The organism is Burkholderia sp. BCC1985 (genome assembly GCF_905339915.1).
Taxonomy (GTDB): Bacteria; Pseudomonadota; Gammaproteobacteria; order Burkholderiales; family Burkholderiaceae; genus Burkholderia.
In genome coordinates this window covers 17894-36050 of sequence record NZ_CAJPGY010000010.1, presented here as the reverse complement: position 1 = coordinate 36050, position 18157 = coordinate 17894, and the positions used below count along the sequence as shown (strand labels likewise).

The following is an 18157-nucleotide window of genomic DNA, read 5'->3' as shown; positions in this document are numbered from 1 at the left end:
CTTTTATGAATTTTGCGCTGATTCTTTTTGTGCTCGTCGTCGTGACGGGCGTAGCGTGGGTGTTGGACAAACTGGTGTTCCTGCCGCAGCGGCGCAAGGCGGCCGACGCGGCGATCGAGGAGTTCGATCGTCAGCAGTCGCGTATCGACAAGCGTTTCGCGGACGAAAACGCGGGGCAGACGCGTTCGAAGCTGCGCGACGAAAAGCTGCGCCAGCCGTGGTGGCTCGAGTACACCGCGAGCTTCTTCCCGGTGATCCTGGCCGTGTTCGTCGTGCGTTCGTTCATCGTCGAGCCGTTCAAGATCCCGTCGGGCTCGATGGTGCCGACGCTGCTGGTCGGCGACTTCATCCTCGTCAACAAGTTCGAATACGGCCTGCGCATGCCGATCACGAACACCAAGATCACGCAGGGCAGCCCGCTGTCGCGCGGCGACGTCGTCGTGTTCCGTTATCCGAAGGACGAGTCGGTCGACTACATCAAGCGCGTGATCGGCCTGCCGGGCGACACGGTCGCTTACCAGGACAAGCAACTGACGATCAACGGCCAGCCGGTGCCCGAAACGCCGCTGCCGGATTTCTTCGACGACGAGCGCCAGAACTATGCGAAGCAGTTCGAGGAAACGATCGGCACGAAGAAGAACGCGATCCTCAACAATCCCGCCGTGCCGCCGTTCGTGATGGGCGCCTACGACTATCCGTATCGCGACAACTGCACGTACAACAGCCGCGGCGTGATCTGCAAGGTGCCGCCCGGTCACTACTTCATGATGGGCGACAACCGCGACAACAGCGCGGACAGCCGCTACTGGGGTTTCGTGCCGGACAACAACATCGTCGGCCGTGCGTTCTTCATCTGGATGAACTTCGGCGACCTGAAGCGCATCGGTTCCTTCAACTGACCGTATTCGACTCGCACGCAATGCGCGACGCACGGGCCGCGTCGCGTATTGCCGAACTACTTTAAGAACCGGCGGCAACACCGCCTCGTCACGCCTTTTCGCGTCCGGCCGTGCCGTTTCGGCCCGACCGGCGCCCGCGTTATACTCCTGCACATGCCCCTATCCCAGTTGGAAAGCCGGCTGCGCTACGAATTTCGCAATGCGGAATTGTTGCGCCAGGCTTTGACCCATCGCAGTCACAGTGCCACGCACAACGAACGGCTCGAGTTCCTCGGCGATTCCGTTCTGAATTGCGCGGTGGCCGCCCTTTTGTTCCAGCGTTTCAGCAAGCTGGACGAAGGCGACCTGTCGCGCGTGCGCGCCAACCTCGTCAAGCAGCAGTCGCTGTATGAAATCGCTCAGGCCCTGAATATTTCCGAAGGGTTGCGGCTGGGCGAGGGCGAGTTGCGCAGCGGCGGCTTCCGTCGCCCGTCGATCCTCGCGGACGCGTTCGAAGCCATCATCGGGGCGGTATTCCTCGATGGCGGCTTCGAAGCCGCCCAAGGGGTCATCAAGCGCCTCTATATCCCGATTCTCGACCACATCGATCCGCGCACGCTCGGCAAGGACGCGAAGACGCTGCTGCAGGAATACCTGCAGGGGCACAAGATCGCGCTGCCGACCTACACGGTCGTCGCGACCCATGGTGCGGCGCACAATCAGCAGTTCGAGGTCGAATGCACGGTGCCGAAGCTCGACGTGAAGGTGTCGGGCTCCGGCGCGAGCCGGCGGGCGGCCGAGCAGGCCGCCGCGAAGAAGGCGCTCGACGAGGTGCTGGCAGCCGCGCCGATGCTCGCTTCGAAGCCGAAGCGTTCGAAGAACGCACGCGGGTCGAAGCATGTCGAGCCTGAAATCGTGCCCGGCGTGAAGGGTGTGCAGGAAGCGCTCGACCTGCGTTCTCCGGAACGCAAGGAGCGTGCAGCGGCGCGCGACGCGAAGGCGGCCGCTGCCGCGTCCGCAGCGGCCGATGCCGGCGCACAGCCGGGCGACCGGCCGGCGCAGGCGCCGATGGCCGCGATTCGCGCGGCGCATGTCGATACCGCCGCGGACAAGGCCGACCGGCCCGCGAAACCGACGGCCGACAAGCCTGCCGAGAAACCTGCCGACAAGGCGACCGACAAACCGTCAGACAAGCCCGCGGATCGCAGCGAACCCGGCGCGCGCGCGGCGGACAAGCCTGCCGAACGCGCCGACAAGCCAGCCGAAGGCGCGCCCCGTGCAGCCGACAAGCCGGCGGGCCAGGCGACCGATCCGGCTGTGTCGCCCACCGACAAGCCTGCTGCCGGTTCCGACGCCGCTTCGCGTGCGACGCCGCGCGCCCGCGACGCCGCGGCGCCCGGCCCCGAGGCGCCGCAGGGCGGCGCAAGCCTCGCTGCCGCGCAGGCGCGCGTGGCCGATGCCGATCACTGAATTGCCCATCGATCGTGCCGCGCGTCGCGCGGCCGTTTCCGAACCTGTCTCCCAAACGATATGAACACTCCCGCTCCTACCGGTTTCCGTTGCGGCATGATCGCGATCGTGGGCCGCCCGAACGTCGGCAAGTCGACGTTGATGAACGCACTCGTCGGCCAGAAGATCAGCATCACGTCGCGCAAGGCGCAAACCACGCGCCATCGCATCACCGGCATCAACACGTTCGACGACGCGCAATTCGTGTTCGTCGACACGCCGGGCTTCCAGACCCGTCACAGCACCGCGCTGAACCGCTCGCTGAACCGCGCGGTCACGTCGACGCTCACGTCGGTCGACGTGATCCTGTTCGTGATCGAGGCCGGCCGCTTCGGGCCCGACGACCAGAAGGTGCTCGACCTGATCCCGCCCGGCATGCCGACGCTGCTGATCGCGAACAAGATCGATCGCGTGAACGACAAGGCCACGCTGTTCCCGTTCATGCAGAAGGTGAGCGAGCTGCGCGAATTCACCGAGCTCGTGCCGCTGTCGGCGCAGAAGCCGGAAGACATCAAGCGCCTGCTGGACACGATCAAGCCGTACCTGCCGGAAGGCGAGCCGATCTACGGCGAGGACGAGCTGACCGACCGCAGCTCGCGCTTTCTCGCGGCCGAAATCCTGCGCGAGAAGGTGTTCCGCTGGACCGGCGACGAACTGCCGTACACGAGCACCGTCCTGATCGACAAGTTCGAGGAGGAAGGGCGCCTGAAGCGCATCTTTGCGACGATCCTCGTCGAACGCGATTCGCACAAGGCGATGGTGATCGGCAAGAAGGGCGAGAAGCTCAAGCAAATCAGCACCGAGGCGCGGATGGACATGGAGAAGCTGTTCGACGGCCCCGTGTACCTCGAGACCTTCGTGAAGGTGAAGAGCGGCTGGGCCGACAACGAGGCGGGGCTGCGCGCCTATGGGTACGAATGACGCGCTGACGTCGACCGAAGATGCGGTGACCGCCGGCGCGAACGACGCGCCATTGCCGGCACCGCCCGAACCGCCGCGTCGCAAGGCGCGGCGCGCGACCTCTCGCACGTCCGATTTCCGCGTCGCCGAGCAGCCGGCGTTCGTGCTGCACAGCTATCCGTACCGTGAAACGAGCCTGATCACCGACGTGCTGACGCGCGATCACGGCCGGCTCGCGCTCGTCGCGAAGGGCGCGAAGCGCCCGCACTCCGCGCTGCGCGGCGTGCTGCAGACGTTCCAGCCGCTGCTGCTGTCCTGGTCGGGCAAATCCGAAGTGCGCACGCTGACGGGCGCCGAGTGGGTCGGCGGGATGCTGCCGCTCGGCGGCGACGGGCTGCTGTGCGGCTTCTACGCGAACGAGCTGCTCGTGAAATTCTGCGCGCGCGAGGATCCGCAGCCGCCGCTCTTCAATCATTACGTGCTGACCTTGACGCGCCTCGCGCACGGCGAGCCCGCGGTGCAGGTGCTGCGCTCGTTCGAGCGCGTGCTGCTGCGCGAGACTGGCTATGCGATGGCGCTGAACCGCACGGTCGCGCGCCGGGCGGTCGAGCCCGATCGTCGCTACGTGTTCGATCCCGAGCGCGGCGTGCGCAATGCGGACGACGACGTGCCGTCGCACTGGCCGGTGATTACCGGACAGACGTTGCTCGACATGGAGCAGGACGATTACCATCGAGCCCAGACGGTCGCGCAAAGCAAGACGCTGATGCGCTTCCTGCTGAACACCTATCTCGGCGGTACGCCGCTTGCCACGCGTCAGATCCTGATCGACCTGCAAAACCTATGAGCTTCTTCCTGACAACGCCCACCGTCATCGACCTCGGCGTGAACATCGACCACGTCGCGACGCTGCGCAACGCGCGCGGCACGGCCTATCCCGATCCGATCCGCGCGGCGCTCGCGGCCGAAGAGGCCGGTGCGGACGCGATCACGCTGCACCTGCGCGAGGACCGCCGCCACATCGTCGACGCCGACGTGCGCACGTTGCGCCCGCTGCTGAAGACGCGGATGAACCTCGAATGCGCGGTGACGGCCGAGATGCTCGACATCGCATGCGAAGTGCGTCCGCACGACGCGTGCCTCGTGCCCGAGAAGCGCGAGGAACTGACGACCGAAGGCGGTCTCGACGTCGCCGGCCGCTTCGAGGCCGTGCGTGCGGCATGCCGGCAGCTCGCCGACGCCGGCGTGCGCGTGTCGCTGTTCATCGATCCGGACGAAACGCAGATCCGCGCCGCGCACGAAGCCGGCGCGCCGGTGGTCGAGCTGCATACCGGCCGCTATGCCGATGCGCACGACGAAGTCGAGCAGCAGCGCGAATACGAACGCATCGTCGCGGGCGTGCAGGCCGGCGCGCAACTGGGCCTGAAGGTCAACGCCGGTCACGGACTGCATTACACGAACGTGCAGCAGATCGCCGCGATCGACGGCATCGTCGAGCTGAACATCGGCCACGCGATCGTCGCGCACGCGATCTTCGCGGGCTGGGACAACGCGGTGCGCGAGATGAAGGCGATCATGGTCGCCGCGCGCGTGGCCGCGCTGCACGGCGGCGCGCGCTGACGATGCATTCCGTGCGCGCGCGCTTCGCTCGTCACCCGGCGTCGTCCGTGCGTCACGGCGGGCGCTGACATGGCGATCTACGGCATCGGTACCGACATCGTCCAGGTGAGCCGCATCGCGGCCGTGCTCGAGCGCACGGGCGGCCGGTTTGCCGAGAAGGTGCTGGGCCCCGACGAGCTGCGCGTGTTCCATGCGCGCCGCGCGCGCTCCGAGGCGCGCGGCATCGCGTTTCTCGCGACGCGCTTTTCCGCGAAGGAAGCGTTCTCGAAGGCGATCGGGCTCGGCATGCACTGGCCGATGACGTGGCGCGCGCTGCAGACCCTCAACCAGCGCAGCGGCGAACCGTACGTCGTCGCGTCGGGTGAACTGGCCGACTGGCTCGCCGCGCGCGGCATCACGGCGCGCGTGACGGTCAGCGACGAACGCGACTACGCGGTGTCGTTCGTGGTCGCCGAGACCGACGCAGCGCCGCCTGCACCCGCACCTGTTTCCCGAACCACTCCCTGACGGACTTTCCGATTCGATGAAAACGACTCCCGGCCCGGTCATGCTCGACGTCGTCGGCACGGCCCTGTCGCGCGACGATGCGCGGCGCCTTGCGCATCCGAACACCGGCGGCGTGATCCTGTTCGCGCGGCATTTCCAGAACCGTGCGCAGCTCACCGCGCTGACCGACTCGATCCGCGCGGTGCGCGAGGACATCCTGATCGCCGTCGATCACGAAGGCGGCCGCGTACAGCGATTCCGCACCGACGGCTTCACGGTGTTGCCGGCGATGCGCCGCCTCGGCGAACTGTGGGACCGCGACGTGCTGCTCGCGACGAAGGTCGCGACCGCGGTCGGCTACATCCTGGCGGCCGAGCTGCGCGCATGCGGCATCGACATGAGCTTCACGCCGGTGCTCGATCTCGACTACGGGCACTCGAAGGTGATCGGCGATCGTGCGTTTCATCGCGACCCGCGCGTCGTCACGCTGCTCGCGAAGAGCCTCAACCACGGGCTGTCGCTCGCGGGCATGGCGAACTGCGGCAAGCATTTCCCGGGGCACGGCTTCGCGGAAGCCGATTCGCACGTCGCGCTGCCGACCGACGACCGGCCGCTCGACGCGATCCTCAAGCAGGACGTCGCGCCGTACGACTGGCTCGGCCTGTCGCTGACCGCGGTGATTCCCGCACACGTGATCTACACGCAGGTCGACAAGCGGCCGGCCGGCTTCTCGCGCGTGTGGCTGCAGGACATCCTGCGCGGGCAGCTCGGCTTCACGGGCGCGATCTTCAGCGACGACCTGTCGATGGAGGCGGCACGCGAGGGCGGCACGCTCACGCAGGCGGCCGACGCGGCGCTCGCCGCCGGTTGCGACATGGTGCTCGTCTGCAACCAGCCGGATGCGGCCGAAGTCGTGCTGAACGGCCTGAAGGCGCAGGCGTCGGCCGAGTCGGTGCGGCGCATCAAGCGGATGCGGGCGCGCGGCAAGCCGCTCAAGTGGGACAAGCTGATCGCGCAGCCTGAGTATCTGCAGGCGCAGGCGCTGTTGAGCAGCGCACTGGCGTAAGCGGGAAGGGCGGCGCGAGGCCGCCGGTCCCGTTGCCGAAAGCAAAAAGCCGCGCAAGAGCGCGGCTTTTTGCTTTGACGGCGAAGCGCGGGGCGACACGTCTTTGCGCAACTAACCGTCAGTTCCGGCCGGCGCCCCGAACAACGGCGGCGCGGTCAGTTGACCTTCATCCGCTGCAACTTGTTGTACAGCGTCTTGGGGCTGATGCCGAGCAGCGTCGCCGCGCGATGGCGCGTGCCGCCGACCGCGTCGAGCGTCGCGCGGATCAGCAGATCCTCGACGTCGGACAGCGGGGTGCCGACCTTGATCTGCACGCTGCTGCCGTTCAGCGCGGCGCCGGCCGCGAAGCTTGCTTCGCCCGCGCGCAGCGTTTCGATGAAATCGCCGGATGCGTCATAGGCGAAGCGCACGCGCTCCTGGAGTTCGCGCACGTTGCCGGGCCATTCGTAGGACACGCATTCGCGCACGAAGCCCGGCGCCGCGCGCTTGTCGGTCGTGCTGCGGCCGGTGCCGCGCGCTTCGCGGTTGAGGTCGTCGATCAGCGCGTCCGCGATGGCGAGGACATCGCCGTCGCGTTCGCGCAGCGGGGGCATCGTGATCGACGCCGCATCGAGACGCAGCCACAGATCCTCGCGCAGCATGCCGTTCGCGACCGCCTCGCGGGCCGGGCGGCGCGTGGTCGCGATCAGCCGGAAGTCGCTCGCGATCGAGCTCGTGCCACCGATCCGCATGAAGTTCTGCGAGTCGAGCGCATGCAGCAGCGCTTCCTGCAGCACGAGCGGCAGGGCGGTGATCTCGTCGAGGAACAGCGTGCCGCCGCCGGCCTGTTCGAACAGGCCCGACTCGCGCCGCTCGGCACCGTCGAACGCGCCGCGTTCATGGCCGAACAGCACGCTGTCGAGCGACGCGCCGTGGCGTCCGGCCTGGGCGATCGTGCGGCAGTCGAACGACACGAACGGCCCCTTGCGGCGCCGGCTCAGGTCGTGCAGCGTGCGCGCGGCCAGCTTCTTGCCGGTGCCGGCTTCGCCGGTGAACAGCACGGCCGTTTCGGTGCCCGCGTTGTGCTCGATCATGTCGTACACGTGCTGCATCGCCTCGCTGCGGCCGACCAGCGCGCCGAAGCGGCCGAGGTGGCGCAGCGACGCGCGCAGCGTCCGCACTTCGTCGATCAGTTCGTAGGGGCGCGGAATCCGGGCCAGCAGGCTGCGCAGGCGCGGAATGTTGATCGGCTTCAGCAGGTAGTCCCAGATGCCGTGACGCAGGCCTTCGATCGCGCTCTCGACCGTCGCGTTGCCCGTCAGCACGATCACCGGCAGCGAGCCGTTCGGTTGCTGCTGCGGCAGGTGCTGGAGCAGGTCGAATCCGCTGCCGTCCGGCAGGTTCAGGTCGACCAGGACGACATCGGGAATCGAGCGGCCGAGCGCCGTGCGTGCCTCGGCGAGCGACGTGGCCGTGTCGACCGAGAAGCCGTCTGCGGCGAGCAGCGCGGTCAGGCCGGACAGACTGTTGGGATCGTCTTCGACAATCAGGGCGTGTGGCATGGTGGACGCGAGTCGAGTCAAGAGAGGCGGGCTGTCGGCCATCGGAGCCGGCCGCAGCCGCATGTCAGATTAAAAACTGATTTTATGCCCCGCTGAACGCCTGACGTGCATTATTTCTTTCACGCTATAAAACAGTTACCGATGATACAAATTGAATACCTTTAATGCTGGATTTCGTGCTGTCCATGGTGCCGACGCCCGTTGCTGTTGACGCCAGACAAACAAAAAGCGCCCCGAAGGGCGCTTTGTTCGATCCGGCAATCGCAGGCGATTACGCGCGGCTGCGATATTCGTTCGTACGCGTATCGATTTCGATCTTGTCGCCGGTATTGCAGAACAGCGGCACTTGCAGTTCGAAGCCCGTTGCGAGCTTGGCGTTCTTCAGCACCTTGCCCGACGACGTGTCGCCCTTGACGGCCGGTTCCGTGTAGGTGATCTCGCGAACCAGGATCGTCGGCAGTTCGACCGAGATCGCCTTCTCGTTGTAGAACACGACTTCGCACGCCATGCCGTCTTCGAGGTAGTTCAGCGCTTCGCCCATCATTTCCGCTTCGACTTCGTACTGGTTGTAGTCGGCGTCCATGAACACGTACATCGGATCGGCGAAGTACGAGTACGTCACTTCCTTGCGGTCGAGCACGACGACGTCGAACTTGTCGTCAGCCTTGTAGACCGATTCCTGGCCTGCGTTCGTCAGCAGGTTCTTCATCTTCATCTTGACGACGGCGGAGTTGCGGCCCGACTTGTTGTATTCCGCCTTTGCGATGACCCATGCTTCGCTGCCGATCTGCACGACGTTGCCTACGCGGAGTTCCTGTGCGGTCTTCATAAAAACTGTCCTGATCCAATCAAATAAATAGGTGCCTGAGCGTTGCGCAACGGCTGACGGCGCAAGCGGCGGTGCGTTCCGGTAGGTGCCAAGAGCCCCAAACGCGAGCGCTTGCGTGGTCAGCCGTCGGATAACCGCTTATTTTAACTGAGATTTTGCGTATTCCGCCAGCTTTCCGGCGAGATCGCCGACGCTCGCCAGCGCGTCGGCCCAGCGCGCCGCGTTCGCGTCCAGTGCGGCACGATGTTGCAGCAAATCGGCCCAGTCGGGCGTGCCGGCGCCGTTCCATGCATGCCAGAAGCGCCCGAGCGCCGCGCGCGGCGCATCGGCGAGGCCGGCCGACAGATGCGCGAGCGCGGCGTCGAGCTTCGGCAGGTGCGCATCGTCGGCCTGCGGGTAGATGTGCCACACGAACGGCTTGCGCGCCCACTGCGCGCGGACGAACGAGTCCTCGCCGCGCACGAAGTTGACGTCGGCCACCCACAGCAGCGGGTCGTAGTCGGCCTGCGGGACGAACGCGAGCCCGTACGCGGTCAGATTGCCGCGGCTTGCGCGCGCGCCCGCGCCGAACGATTCGACCCCGAAGAAGCGGGCGACGGCCGGCGACACGCGGCCGGCAGGCACGAGCGCGACGACGGGCGACGCGCCGTCGCGCCACTGCGCGAGCAGCGCGTCGACGCCCGGATTCTCATACGCGAACAGGCTGACAACGGTCGTGCCCGGCGCCGGTGGCGCGTCGCCCGTCGCATGCCGCCACCAGGCAGTGCGCGCCGCCGCGTCGGCTTCGAAGGCCGTGCGGCGCGCGTCGAGGTCGCGTTCCTTCAGCACGCCGCCCGTGCCGGCCGACAGTCCCGGGAAGAAGAACGTCTTCAGCAGCGGATAGCGCGGATGCGGCGACGGCCGCAAATGGAAATCGGCGACCCAGTCCTCGGCGCTCAGGTATTCGAGGTTGATCCACACCGGGCGGCGCGCGCGGCGCGCCATCGCCGCGAGATACGCGCCGGGCAGCTCGCACGCGAAGGCCTCGATCACGACGTCGGCGATCTCCAGTGCGTCGCCGACTTCCGCATGCCAGTGTTCGATCACGATGCCGTCGAGCGTCTGCCGCCCCGCATCGGGATCGACCCCCGGCAGCAGCCGCGCGAACGTGCGCAGGTCGTCGATGAACAGGCGCACCTGCCAGCCGTGCTCGTGCGCGAGCTGGCGGGCGAGGCGCCAGCACACGCCGATGTCGCCGAAGTTGTCGATCACGGTGCAGAAGAGGTCGCACGCGATCGGTTCGTCGGGTGCGAGCGGCGCAGGAGAGGCAGGGGAGGCGGGGGCGGTGCGGGGCATCGAAGCGGACCGGTGAATGCTCTAAACTGGCGATTCTAATGGACCCGTTCCGCGCCACAAGGCACCCGAATCGCGCATGACATCCCCAGAAGCCGCCGACACCCCGTTCGAACCGAAGAAGATCCTCGTGCAACTGCCGCACATGCCGGGCGTCTACCGCTACTACGATGCGGCGGGCGCCGTGCTTTACGTCGGCAAGGCGCGCGACCTGAAGAAGCGCGTCTCGAGCTATTTCACGAAGACGCAGCTGTCGCCGCGCATCGCGATGATGGTCACGCGCATCGCGCGCATCGAGACGACCGTCACGCGCTCGGAGGCGGAGGCGCTGCTGCTCGAGAACAACCTGATCAAGGCGCTTGCGCCGCGCTACAACATCCTGTTTCGCGACGACAAGTCGTATCCGTACCTGAAGCTCACCGCGCACCGCTTTCCGCGCATGGCGTACTACCGCGGCTCGGTCGACAAGCAGAACCAGTATTTCGGGCCGTTCCCGAGCGCGTGGGCCGTGCGCGAGAGCATCCAGATCCTGCAGCGCGTGTTCCAGTTGCGCACCTGCGAGGATTCGGTCTTCAACAATCGCACGCGGCCGTGCTTGCTGCATCAGATCGGGCGCTGCACGGCGCCGTGCGTCGGCGCGATTTCCGAGGACGACTACGCGATCGACGTGTCGAACGCCGCGCGCTTCCTGCTCGGCCGGCAATCGGAAGTGATGAAGGAACTCGAGCAGAAGATGCACGCGTTCGCGGCCGAGCTGAAGTTCGAGCAGGCAGCCGCCGTGCGCAACCAGATGAGCTCGCTCGCGACGGTGCTGCACCAGCAGGCGATCGAGGTCGGCAGCGACAGCGACGTCGACATCCTCGCGGTGGTCGCGCAGGGCGGACGCGTGTGCGTGAACCTGGCGATGGTGCGCGGCGGCCGGCATCTCGGCGACAAGGCCTATTTCCCGGCGCACGTCGAAAGTGCGCTGACGCTGGCCGAAGGCGGGCTCGGCGACGAGGCCGAGGGCGAGGCCGACGCAGCGGAGGCTGCCGGCGACACCGCTGCGGCGTTGCCCGACCGGCCCGCGGAAGACGCTGCCGCCGCGCGTGACGCGGGCGCGTCGGTGGAGGCCGAGGTGCTCGATGCGTTCATCGCGCAGCACTATCTCGGCAATCGCGTGCCGCCCGTGCTGGTCGTGAGCCATGCGCCCGCGAGCCGCGACCTGCTCGAGCTGCTGTCCGAGCAGGCCGGTCACAAGGTCTCGCTGGTGCGGCAGCCGCAGGGGCAGCGGCGCGCGTGGCTGTCGATGGCCGAGCAGAACGCGCAGATCGCGCTCGCGCGGCTGCTGTCCGAGCAGGGTTCGCAGCAGGCGCGCACGCGCGCGCTCGCGGAAACGCTCGGCTTCGAAAGCGACGATCTCGCGACGCTGCGGATCGAATGTTTCGACATCAGCCATACGATGGGCGAGGCGACGCAGGCGTCGTGCGTCGTCTATCACCATCACAAGATGCAGTCGGGCGAGTACCGTCGCTACAACATCACCGGCATCACGCCGGGCGACGATTACGCGGCCATGCGGCAGGTGCTGACGCGCCGCTACGAGAAGATGGTCGAGCAGGCCGCGCAGGCGGCGGCCGCCGACGATGCGGCCGGCATCGACGGCGAATCGACGCGCCAGGCCGAGGCATCGAGCCTGCTGCCGAACATCGTGCTGATCGACGGCGGCAAGGGGCAGGTCGAGATCGCGCGCCAGGTGTTCACCGAGCTCGGGCTCGATACGTCGATGCTGGTCGGCGTCGCGAAGGGCGAGGGGCGCAAGGTCGGCCTCGAGACGCTCGTGTTCGCGGACGGCCGCACGCCGCTCGAACTCGGCAAGGAGAGCGCCGCGCTGATGCTCGTCGCGCAGATCCGCGACGAGGCGCACCGCTTCGCGATCACCGGGATGCGCGCGAAACGGGCGAAGGCGCGCCAGACCTCGCGGCTCGAGGAGCTCGAAGGGGTCGGTGCGAAACGCCGGCAGCGGCTGCTTGCGCGGTTCGGCGGGCTGCGCGGTGTCGTCGCGGCGAGCGTCGAGGAGCTGGCGAGCGTCGACGGCATCTCGCACGCGCTCGCCGAGCAGATCTACAAGCAGCTTCACTGATCCGGCCGTGCGACCGGCCACGCCCGAGCGCGATCTCGCGTTCTTGTGGCAGGCCGGTCGACACGGCACAATTGCGAATCCTTTACTGACCCGCATGCCATGCCGTTCAATTTCCCGATTTTCCTGACGTGGGTACGGATCGTGCTGATCCCGCTCGTCGTCGGCGTGTTCTATCTGCCGGACACGGTGATGGGCGGCGCGCACCGCAACCTCGCGGCGGCGGCGATCTTCATCCTCGCCGCGCTGACCGACTGGTTCGACGGGTTTCTCGCCCGCAAGTGGAACCAGACGTCGTCGTTCGGCGCGTTCCTCGATCCGGTCGCGGACAAGCTGATGGTGACGGCCGCGCTGCTGATCCTCGTGCAGATTTCGCGGGTCGATGCGGCGATCGCGCTCGTGATCGTCGGCCGCGAGATCGCGATTTCGGCGCTGCGCGAATGGATGGCACAGATCGGTGCGTCGAAGAGCGTCGCGGTGAACCAGCTCGGCAAGTTCAAGACCGCGTGCCAGATGGTCGCGATTCCGATGCTGCTGTACTACGGCCCGCTGCCGCTCGGCATCGCGACGATCGACACGCGCGTGTGGGGCGAGTGGCTGATGTACCTCGCCGCGGTGCTGACGATCTGGTCGATGCTGTACTACATGAAGCTCGCATGGCCGCAGATTCGCGAGCGCGGCGGTGCGTGACCGGCCCCTGCACGGTCGGTTCGCAGTTTTTTGGAAAAAGGGCTGGAAAAGCCCTTGACACACGAATGTGCCTTCGACATAATCTCGCTTCTCCGCTGCACGACGAAGTAAGTGTGTGACGGGGAAGCAGTAGAAGTAGCGCAGCAATACGCGGGAGTAGCTCAGTTGGTAGAGCGCAACCTTGCCAAGGTTGAGGTCGCGAGTTCGAGACTCGTCTCCCGCTCCAGATTTTTTCTGGCAGCGTGTTGTACGGCAAAGCGCTGCAGATGCAGGACACATGCGGGAGTAGCTCAGTTGGTAGAGCGCAACCTTGCCAAGGTTGAGGTCGCGAGTTCGAGACTCGTCTCCCGCTCCAGATTTTTCTGGCAGCGTGTTGTAAGGCAAAGCGCTGCAGGTGCAGGACAATGCGGGAGTAGCTCAGTTGGTAGAGCGCAACCTTGCCAAGGTTGAGGTCGCGAGTTCGAGACTCGTCTCCCGCTCCAAGTCATGGGGAAGCCACGCTTCCCTTTTTATTTGATGGACTGATGGTCCTCGAATAAAAAATCTGTCGCTTGCCTCAACGGCATCCGGACAGTCCGCTTTTGGCGCGATAGCAAAGCGGTTATGCAGCGGCCTGCAAAGCCGTTTAGGCCGGTTCGACTCCGGCTCGCGCCTCCAGCAAGAAAGGAAAAGCCCCGCCTCGGCGGGGCTTTTCTTTTTTCTGCGCTCGATCCGCGCGGCTACTCCGCCGGATACGTCAGCGTCACCCGCTCGCACGTCGACGTGCTCTTGCCGCCATAGTCGTAAATCGCGAGCAGATGCCGGCCCTTGCTGTTCAGGATCGGCAGCGTGATCGTCCCGCGATTCGGATTGTTGCCGTCGGCCGGTTCGTCTAAAACCTGTTTGCGAATTTCCGATTCGAGATCCGACGGGGTGTCGATGCCGTTTTCCGGACCGCGGCTGCGGCCGTCCGCGTCATCATGCGCGTGCCAGACATTCGGCGATGCCGATCAGCCATCGACCGGCCGAGCCGGCGTGTCGAGCCTCAGCTGATAGAACGCCGCATCGAGCCAGCGGCCGAACTTGAAGCCGGCTTCGGTGATCGTGCCCGAGTGCACGAAGCCGAGGCGCGTGTGCAGCGCGACGCTGCCGCCGTTGGTCGCATCGATGCAGCCGACCAGCACATGCACTTCGGCTTCACGCGCACGCCGGATCAACTCGCGCAGCAGCAGTTCGCCGAGCCCGCGGCCGCGATGGTCGCGGTGGACGTACACGCTGTGTTCGACCGTGTACTTGAACGCGGGGAACGCGCGGAACGTGCCCCAGCTCGCGAAGCCGACCAGCGTGCCCGACTCATCCACCGCGCCGACGACCGGAAAACCGCCGGCGCGCTTCGTCGCGAACCACGTGACCATCGCTTCCGGCGGGCGCGGCCGGTAGTCGTACAGCGCGGTCGAATTCACGATCGCGTCGTTCAGGATGTCGAGGATGGCCGCGGCATGCTCGGCCTCGCTGCAATCGATCAGGCGCACGTCTTCGCGCGGTTTCGGGGAATTCATGCGGGCTCCTGCGCCTGTCGGCCTTGAACGGATGAAACACTCCGCGCGCCGGCGGCGGCGGGGACATCGCAGATCGCGACGACATAGCGCGCGACGTGCGACGACGGATTGCTGAAAATCAGCGGCTGATCGACGCGCATGGCCAGACAGTCGCCTTCGTGAAGTTCGTGAAGCTGGTCGCCGCACGTGACGTCGACGCGCCCGTGGATGACCCATATTTGTTGATGCAGCGCGCTTTCGCGCCCGCCGGAGTCGTACGCGACGTGCGCGCCGGGCGGGAAATCGACCTCGACGAGCTGGATCGGCGACGGCCAGCCGGGGGGCGACAGGTTGCGCCGCACGTAACCGGACGCCGGATCGCGCCATTCCGCCTGCTGCGCGCGCCGCACGAGCGGTTGCGCGGGCGCGTCGTCGCGATCGCCGCCGAACAGCCCGGCCAGCGACACGCCGAGACCGGCCGCAAGCTTGTCGAGCACGACGGCCGTCGGGCTCGCCGACGCGCGCTCGATGAGCGAGATCATCGAGCGGCTGACGCCGGAACGCGCGGCGAGCGCATCGAGCGTGTAGCCTCGTAGCGTGCGCAGCTCGCGCACGCGCCGGGCGATGCGTTCGTTGATGCCGGTGTCGTCGCCAGGGGCGTCGATTGATTCTTTCATGATGGATTTATTTTCCAGCAAGTTGGAATTCGATGTCAACGGGATCCCGGATCGGCGATTCGCTGGCAGCCGGGCGCTTGCCCGGCGACCGAGGTGAGCGTAATATACGAAACGACTATATTTCGTTTAATTGGAGACATATGGGAATCATCAAGATATCCGAGCACATGCACGAACGGCTGCGCTCGACCAGTACCGCGCTGAGCCGTTCGATCAATGCGCAGGCGGAGCACTGGCTGCGCGTCGGGATGCTGGCGGAACTCAATCCGTCGCTGTCCTACGGCGATATCTGCCGGCTGCTGATCGAGACCGAAGCGCGCGGCGGCGATGCCGGCGGCACGGAATCGGTCGTCGCCCACGGCATCGAGCAGGTGGCGTAATGGCGAGGCGCGAAATCCCGATCCGCGGTGCCGCGGAAATCGCCAAGTCGCGCGAGGCCGCGAAGCTCGCGTCCCAGGTGCTGACGATGATCACCGAACACGTGAAACCGGGCGTCACCACCGACGAGCTCGACGTGCGCTGCCGCGAATATATCGTCGACGTGCTCGGCGCGATCCCGGCGAACATCGGCTATCACGGCTATCCGAAAACCCTGTGCACGTCGGTCAATCACGTGGTCTGTCACGGCATTCCGTCGTCGCGGCCGATGCGCGACGGCGACATCGTGAATCTCGACATCGCGGTGATCAAGGACGGCTGGTTCGGCGACACGAGCCGCATGTACTTCGTCGGCGAGCCGGGCGAACTCGCGCGGCGCCTCGTCGCGACGACCTATGAGGCGATGCATGCGGGCATCCGCGCGGTTCGTCCCGGCGCGACGCTCGGCGACGTCGGCTATGCGATCCAGCAGGTCGCGCATCGTGAGGGATTCAGCGTGGTCCGCGAGTACTGCGGGCACGGGATCGGCGACGTGTACCACGACGAGCCGCAGGTGCTGCACTATGGTCGCCCGGGCACCGGCGTGCCGCTGCGGCCGGGGATGATCTTCACGATCGAGCCGATGCTGAATGCGGGCAAGCGCGATACGCGCGTGCTGGCGGACGGCTGGACGGTCGTCACGAAGGATCATTCGCTGTCCGCGCAGTGGGAGCACATGGTCGTCGTGACGGAGCAGGGCTTCGAGATCCTGTCGGACGACGTGAAGCCGCCGGCGTTCGCGGCGCTTTCCGGCACGCACGCGGCTTGACGCGCGGCGCGCCGCGCGCAGCGACGCAACGAAAACGGGCCCCGCGTGAATGAGCGGGGCCCGTTTTCGTTGGCGGCCAAGCGGCGCGATCAGCAGGCTGCGGCCTCCGCAGCCGCCGCCGGCAGCGTCACGCGGCTCGACCGCGCGCCTTCTGCCACGCGTGTTCGACGAACACGCGGCACAGCGCTTCCATCCCGTTGCGGTCCTCGTCGTCGAAACGCGCGGCGACGGGGCTGTCGACGTCCCACACACCGATCAGCGTGCCGTCGGCAGCGACCAGCGGCACGACGATTTCCGATTCCGACGCGGCATCGCAGGCGATATGGCCCGGGAATGCATGCACGTCGCGCACGACCTGCGTCTCGCGGGTCTGCGCAGCCGTGCCGCACACGCCCTTGCCGAGCGCGATCCGCACGCACGCGGGCTTGCCCTGGAACGGCCCGACCACGAGTTCCGAACCGTCGAAGAAGTAGAAGCCGGCCCAGTTCAGGCGGTCGAGCGAGTGATAGACGAGCGCGGAGAAGTTCGCGGCGTTCGCGGTCAGGTCGCGTTCCGATTCGACGAGCGCGCGTGCCTGCTCGACGAGCGTCGCATAGAGTTCGGCCTTGGAGGCGTGAGGGTCGGTGGACAGCGTGAACATGGCTGAAAGGCGAAAAGAGGTTGTGAACAGCGGGGTTGTGAAAACGGCGTGAAAAGCGCGATGCGCGTCCCGCAGTCTACGGCACGCGCGGCCGGTCTGCAGCGTCCGGTTCGCGACGCACACGCCGAAACGCCGAACGCGGGGCGACCGCCGTGGCGATGCCGCTCAATCGGGCTCGAGTTCGGCGAATCGCTCGGCCAGGAAATCGAGCAGCGCGCGCACCGCGGGCAGGAGCCCGCGCCGCGACGCGAACACCGCATGCACGATCTCGCGGCGCGGCGCCCAGTCCGGCAGCACGGTCGCCAGTTCGCCGCGCGCGACTTCGTCGCGCACCATCATCGTCGGCAGCTGCACGACGCCGACCCCCGCGACGGCGGCCGCGCGCAGCGCGAGCATGCCGCCCGTGACGAGCCGCGGCTGATGGTGGATTTCCGCCTGCGCGCCGTCGGGGCCGCGCAGCCGCCACACGTGCGTGGCCTGCGGCACGCCGTGGTCGAGGCTCGGCAGGCGGGTCAGGTCGGCGGGGACGGCCGGCACGCCGCGCTCGCGCAGCAACGTGGGGCTCGCGACGAGGCACTGGCCGCGCTCGGCCAGCACGCGCAGCGCGAGATCGCTGTCCTCGAGCGGCGGCGGGCGCACGCGGATCGCGACGTCGATCCCTTCGCCGACCACGTCGACGCGCCGGTTGGTCGCTTCCAGGTGAATCTCGACGCGCGGGCACGCGACCATGAACGCGGCGATCATCGTGCCGACCAGCGAATCGAGCAGCACGACCGGGCAGCTGACCCGCACGATGCCGCGCGGCTCCTCGTGCAGCAGCGCGATCGCCTCGTCGGCGGCGTCCGCCTCGACGAGCATCGCGCGACAATGCGCGTAGTAGGTCTGGCCGACATCGGTGACGGTGAAACGGCGCGTCGAGCGCTGGATCAGCCGCATCCCGAGCCGTGCCTCGAGCAGCGCGATGCGGCGGCTCAGCTTCGACTTCGGCATGTTCAGCGCGCGCCCGGCCGGCGCGAAGCCGCCGTGCTCGACCACCTGCACGAAGTAATAGAGATCGTTCAGATCCCGTTCGTTATCGTTCATGAAATAGAACGCTGAGTGCGATTTGGGCAGTCTACCGGATCGATCGTTCCACCTCTATATTCCTACTCAGGTTGCGAAACACGT

General features: G+C 66.8%; 18 protein-coding genes and 4 tRNA genes. 15 read left to right on the top strand and 7 right to left on the bottom strand.

All coding sequences use genetic code 11. From position 1 onward, the window contains the following. Positions 1-5: 5 nt before the first annotated feature. The 7 genes from lepB to nagZ all read left to right on the top strand — a co-directional run bounded on the left by lepB (position 6) and on the right by nagZ (position 6459). A complete protein-coding gene (gene lepB / locus U4Z31_RS12305) occupies positions 6-899 on the top strand; it encodes a signal peptidase I (RefSeq protein ID WP_124487453.1) in 894 nt (297 codons plus the stop codon). Positions 900-1052: 153 nt separating this feature from the next. After that, positions 1053-2348, top strand: a complete 1296-nt coding sequence (gene rnc, locus U4Z31_RS12300) for a ribonuclease III (RefSeq protein ID WP_321810487.1) — start codon at positions 1053-1055, stop codon at positions 2346-2348. A gap of 60 nt (positions 2349-2408) precedes the next feature. Continuing rightward, a complete protein-coding gene (gene era / locus U4Z31_RS12295) occupies positions 2409-3308 on the top strand; it encodes a GTPase Era (protein ID WP_006476493.1) in 900 nt (299 codons plus the stop codon). Beyond that, complete coding sequence (recO, locus tag U4Z31_RS12290; protein ID WP_321810486.1) at positions 3295-4134, top strand: DNA repair protein RecO; 840 nt, start codon at positions 3295-3297, stop codon at positions 4132-4134. The genes era and recO overlap by 14 nt, the downstream gene beginning before the upstream one ends. After that, a complete protein-coding gene (gene pdxJ, locus U4Z31_RS12285; protein WP_321810485.1) occupies positions 4131-4907 on the top strand; it encodes a pyridoxine 5'-phosphate synthase in 777 nt (258 codons plus the stop codon). The genes recO and pdxJ overlap by 4 nt, the downstream gene beginning before the upstream one ends. 69 nt (positions 4908-4976) lie before the next feature. Continuing rightward, positions 4977-5414: a holo-ACP synthase gene (gene acpS / locus U4Z31_RS12280; RefSeq protein ID WP_044844762.1), complete on the top strand. Its 438-nt coding sequence runs from the start codon at positions 4977-4979 to the stop codon at positions 5412-5414. Positions 5415-5430: 16 nt separating this feature from the next. Further along, positions 5431-6459 (top strand): beta-N-acetylhexosaminidase, encoded by a 1029-nt coding sequence (nagZ, locus tag U4Z31_RS12275; protein ID WP_321810484.1) that lies wholly within the window; start codon positions 5431-5433, stop codon positions 6457-6459. Between the two features lie 155 nt (positions 6460-6614). On the opposite strand, the gene U4Z31_RS12270 is transcribed toward nagZ, so the two are convergent. The 3 genes from U4Z31_RS12270 to earP form a co-directional block, all read right to left on the bottom strand. After that, on the bottom strand, positions 6615-8000 hold the full coding sequence (locus tag U4Z31_RS12270; protein WP_044844760.1) for a sigma-54-dependent transcriptional regulator: 1386 nt from the start codon (positions 7998-8000) through the stop codon (positions 6615-6617). Positions 8001-8271: 271 nt separating this feature from the next. After that, positions 8272-8829 (bottom strand): elongation factor P, encoded by a 558-nt coding sequence (gene efp, locus U4Z31_RS12265; RefSeq protein ID WP_044844759.1) that lies wholly within the window; start codon positions 8827-8829, stop codon positions 8272-8274. Positions 8830-8967: 138 nt separating this feature from the next. Further along, a complete protein-coding gene (earP, locus tag U4Z31_RS12260; protein WP_321810483.1) occupies positions 8968-10164 on the bottom strand; it encodes an elongation factor P maturation arginine rhamnosyltransferase EarP in 1197 nt (398 codons plus the stop codon). A 76-nt stretch (positions 10165-10240) separates the two neighbouring features. Here earP and uvrC point away from each other — a divergent pair, with 76 nt between their 5' ends. From uvrC to U4Z31_RS12230, 6 genes are all read left to right on the top strand, one after another. Beyond that, positions 10241-12283, top strand: coding sequence for an excinuclease ABC subunit UvrC (uvrC, locus tag U4Z31_RS12255; protein ID WP_321810482.1), 2043 nt, complete (start codon positions 10241-10243; stop codon positions 12281-12283). A 99-nt stretch (positions 12284-12382) separates the two neighbouring features. Continuing rightward, the gene (gene pgsA / locus U4Z31_RS12250; protein ID WP_006757520.1) at positions 12383-12970 is read left to right on the top strand and encodes a CDP-diacylglycerol--glycerol-3-phosphate 3-phosphatidyltransferase; all 588 of its coding nucleotides are present in this window, start codon (positions 12383-12385) and stop codon (positions 12968-12970) included. 150 nt (positions 12971-13120) lie between these two features. Beyond that, positions 13121-13196 (top strand) — tRNA-Gly (locus tag U4Z31_RS12245). 53 nt (positions 13197-13249) lie between these two features. Continuing rightward, positions 13250-13325: transfer RNA gene (locus U4Z31_RS12240), tRNA-Gly, on the top strand. A 51-nt stretch (positions 13326-13376) separates the two neighbouring features. After that, positions 13377-13452: transfer RNA gene (locus tag U4Z31_RS12235), tRNA-Gly, on the top strand. A 101-nt stretch (positions 13453-13553) separates the two neighbouring features. Further along, positions 13554-13627, top strand: a tRNA-Cys gene (locus U4Z31_RS12230). A gap of 332 nt (positions 13628-13959) precedes the next feature. Here the strand turns inward: U4Z31_RS12230 and U4Z31_RS12225 are convergent. Then, positions 13960-14508, bottom strand: a complete 549-nt coding sequence (locus U4Z31_RS12225) for a GNAT family N-acetyltransferase (RefSeq protein WP_044844756.1) — start codon at positions 14506-14508, stop codon at positions 13960-13962. Further along, a complete protein-coding gene (locus tag U4Z31_RS12220) occupies positions 14505-15164 on the bottom strand; it encodes a helix-turn-helix domain-containing protein (protein WP_321810481.1) in 660 nt (219 codons plus the stop codon). The genes U4Z31_RS12225 and U4Z31_RS12220 overlap by 4 nt, the downstream gene beginning before the upstream one ends. Before the next feature lie 140 nt (positions 15165-15304). Between U4Z31_RS12220 and U4Z31_RS12215 the strand changes: the two genes are divergently transcribed. Then, complete coding sequence (locus tag U4Z31_RS12215) at positions 15305-15544, top strand: ParD-like family protein (protein WP_044844754.1); 240 nt, start codon at positions 15305-15307, stop codon at positions 15542-15544. Next, positions 15544-16350: a type I methionyl aminopeptidase gene (gene map / locus U4Z31_RS12210; protein ID WP_044844753.1), complete on the top strand. Its 807-nt coding sequence runs from the start codon at positions 15544-15546 to the stop codon at positions 16348-16350. Before U4Z31_RS12215 ends, map begins: the two co-directional genes overlap by 1 nt. A 127-nt stretch (positions 16351-16477) precedes the next feature. On the opposite strand, the gene U4Z31_RS12205 is transcribed toward map, so the two are convergent. Both U4Z31_RS12205 and U4Z31_RS12200 read right to left on the bottom strand, forming a co-directional pair. Then, positions 16478-16990, bottom strand: coding sequence for a GAF domain-containing protein (locus tag U4Z31_RS12205; protein ID WP_124487423.1), 513 nt, complete (start codon positions 16988-16990; stop codon positions 16478-16480). Between the two features lie 165 nt (positions 16991-17155). Continuing rightward, complete coding sequence (locus U4Z31_RS12200; RefSeq protein ID WP_321810480.1) at positions 17156-18073, bottom strand: LysR family transcriptional regulator; 918 nt, start codon at positions 18071-18073, stop codon at positions 17156-17158. Positions 18074-18157 lie beyond the last annotated feature (84 nt).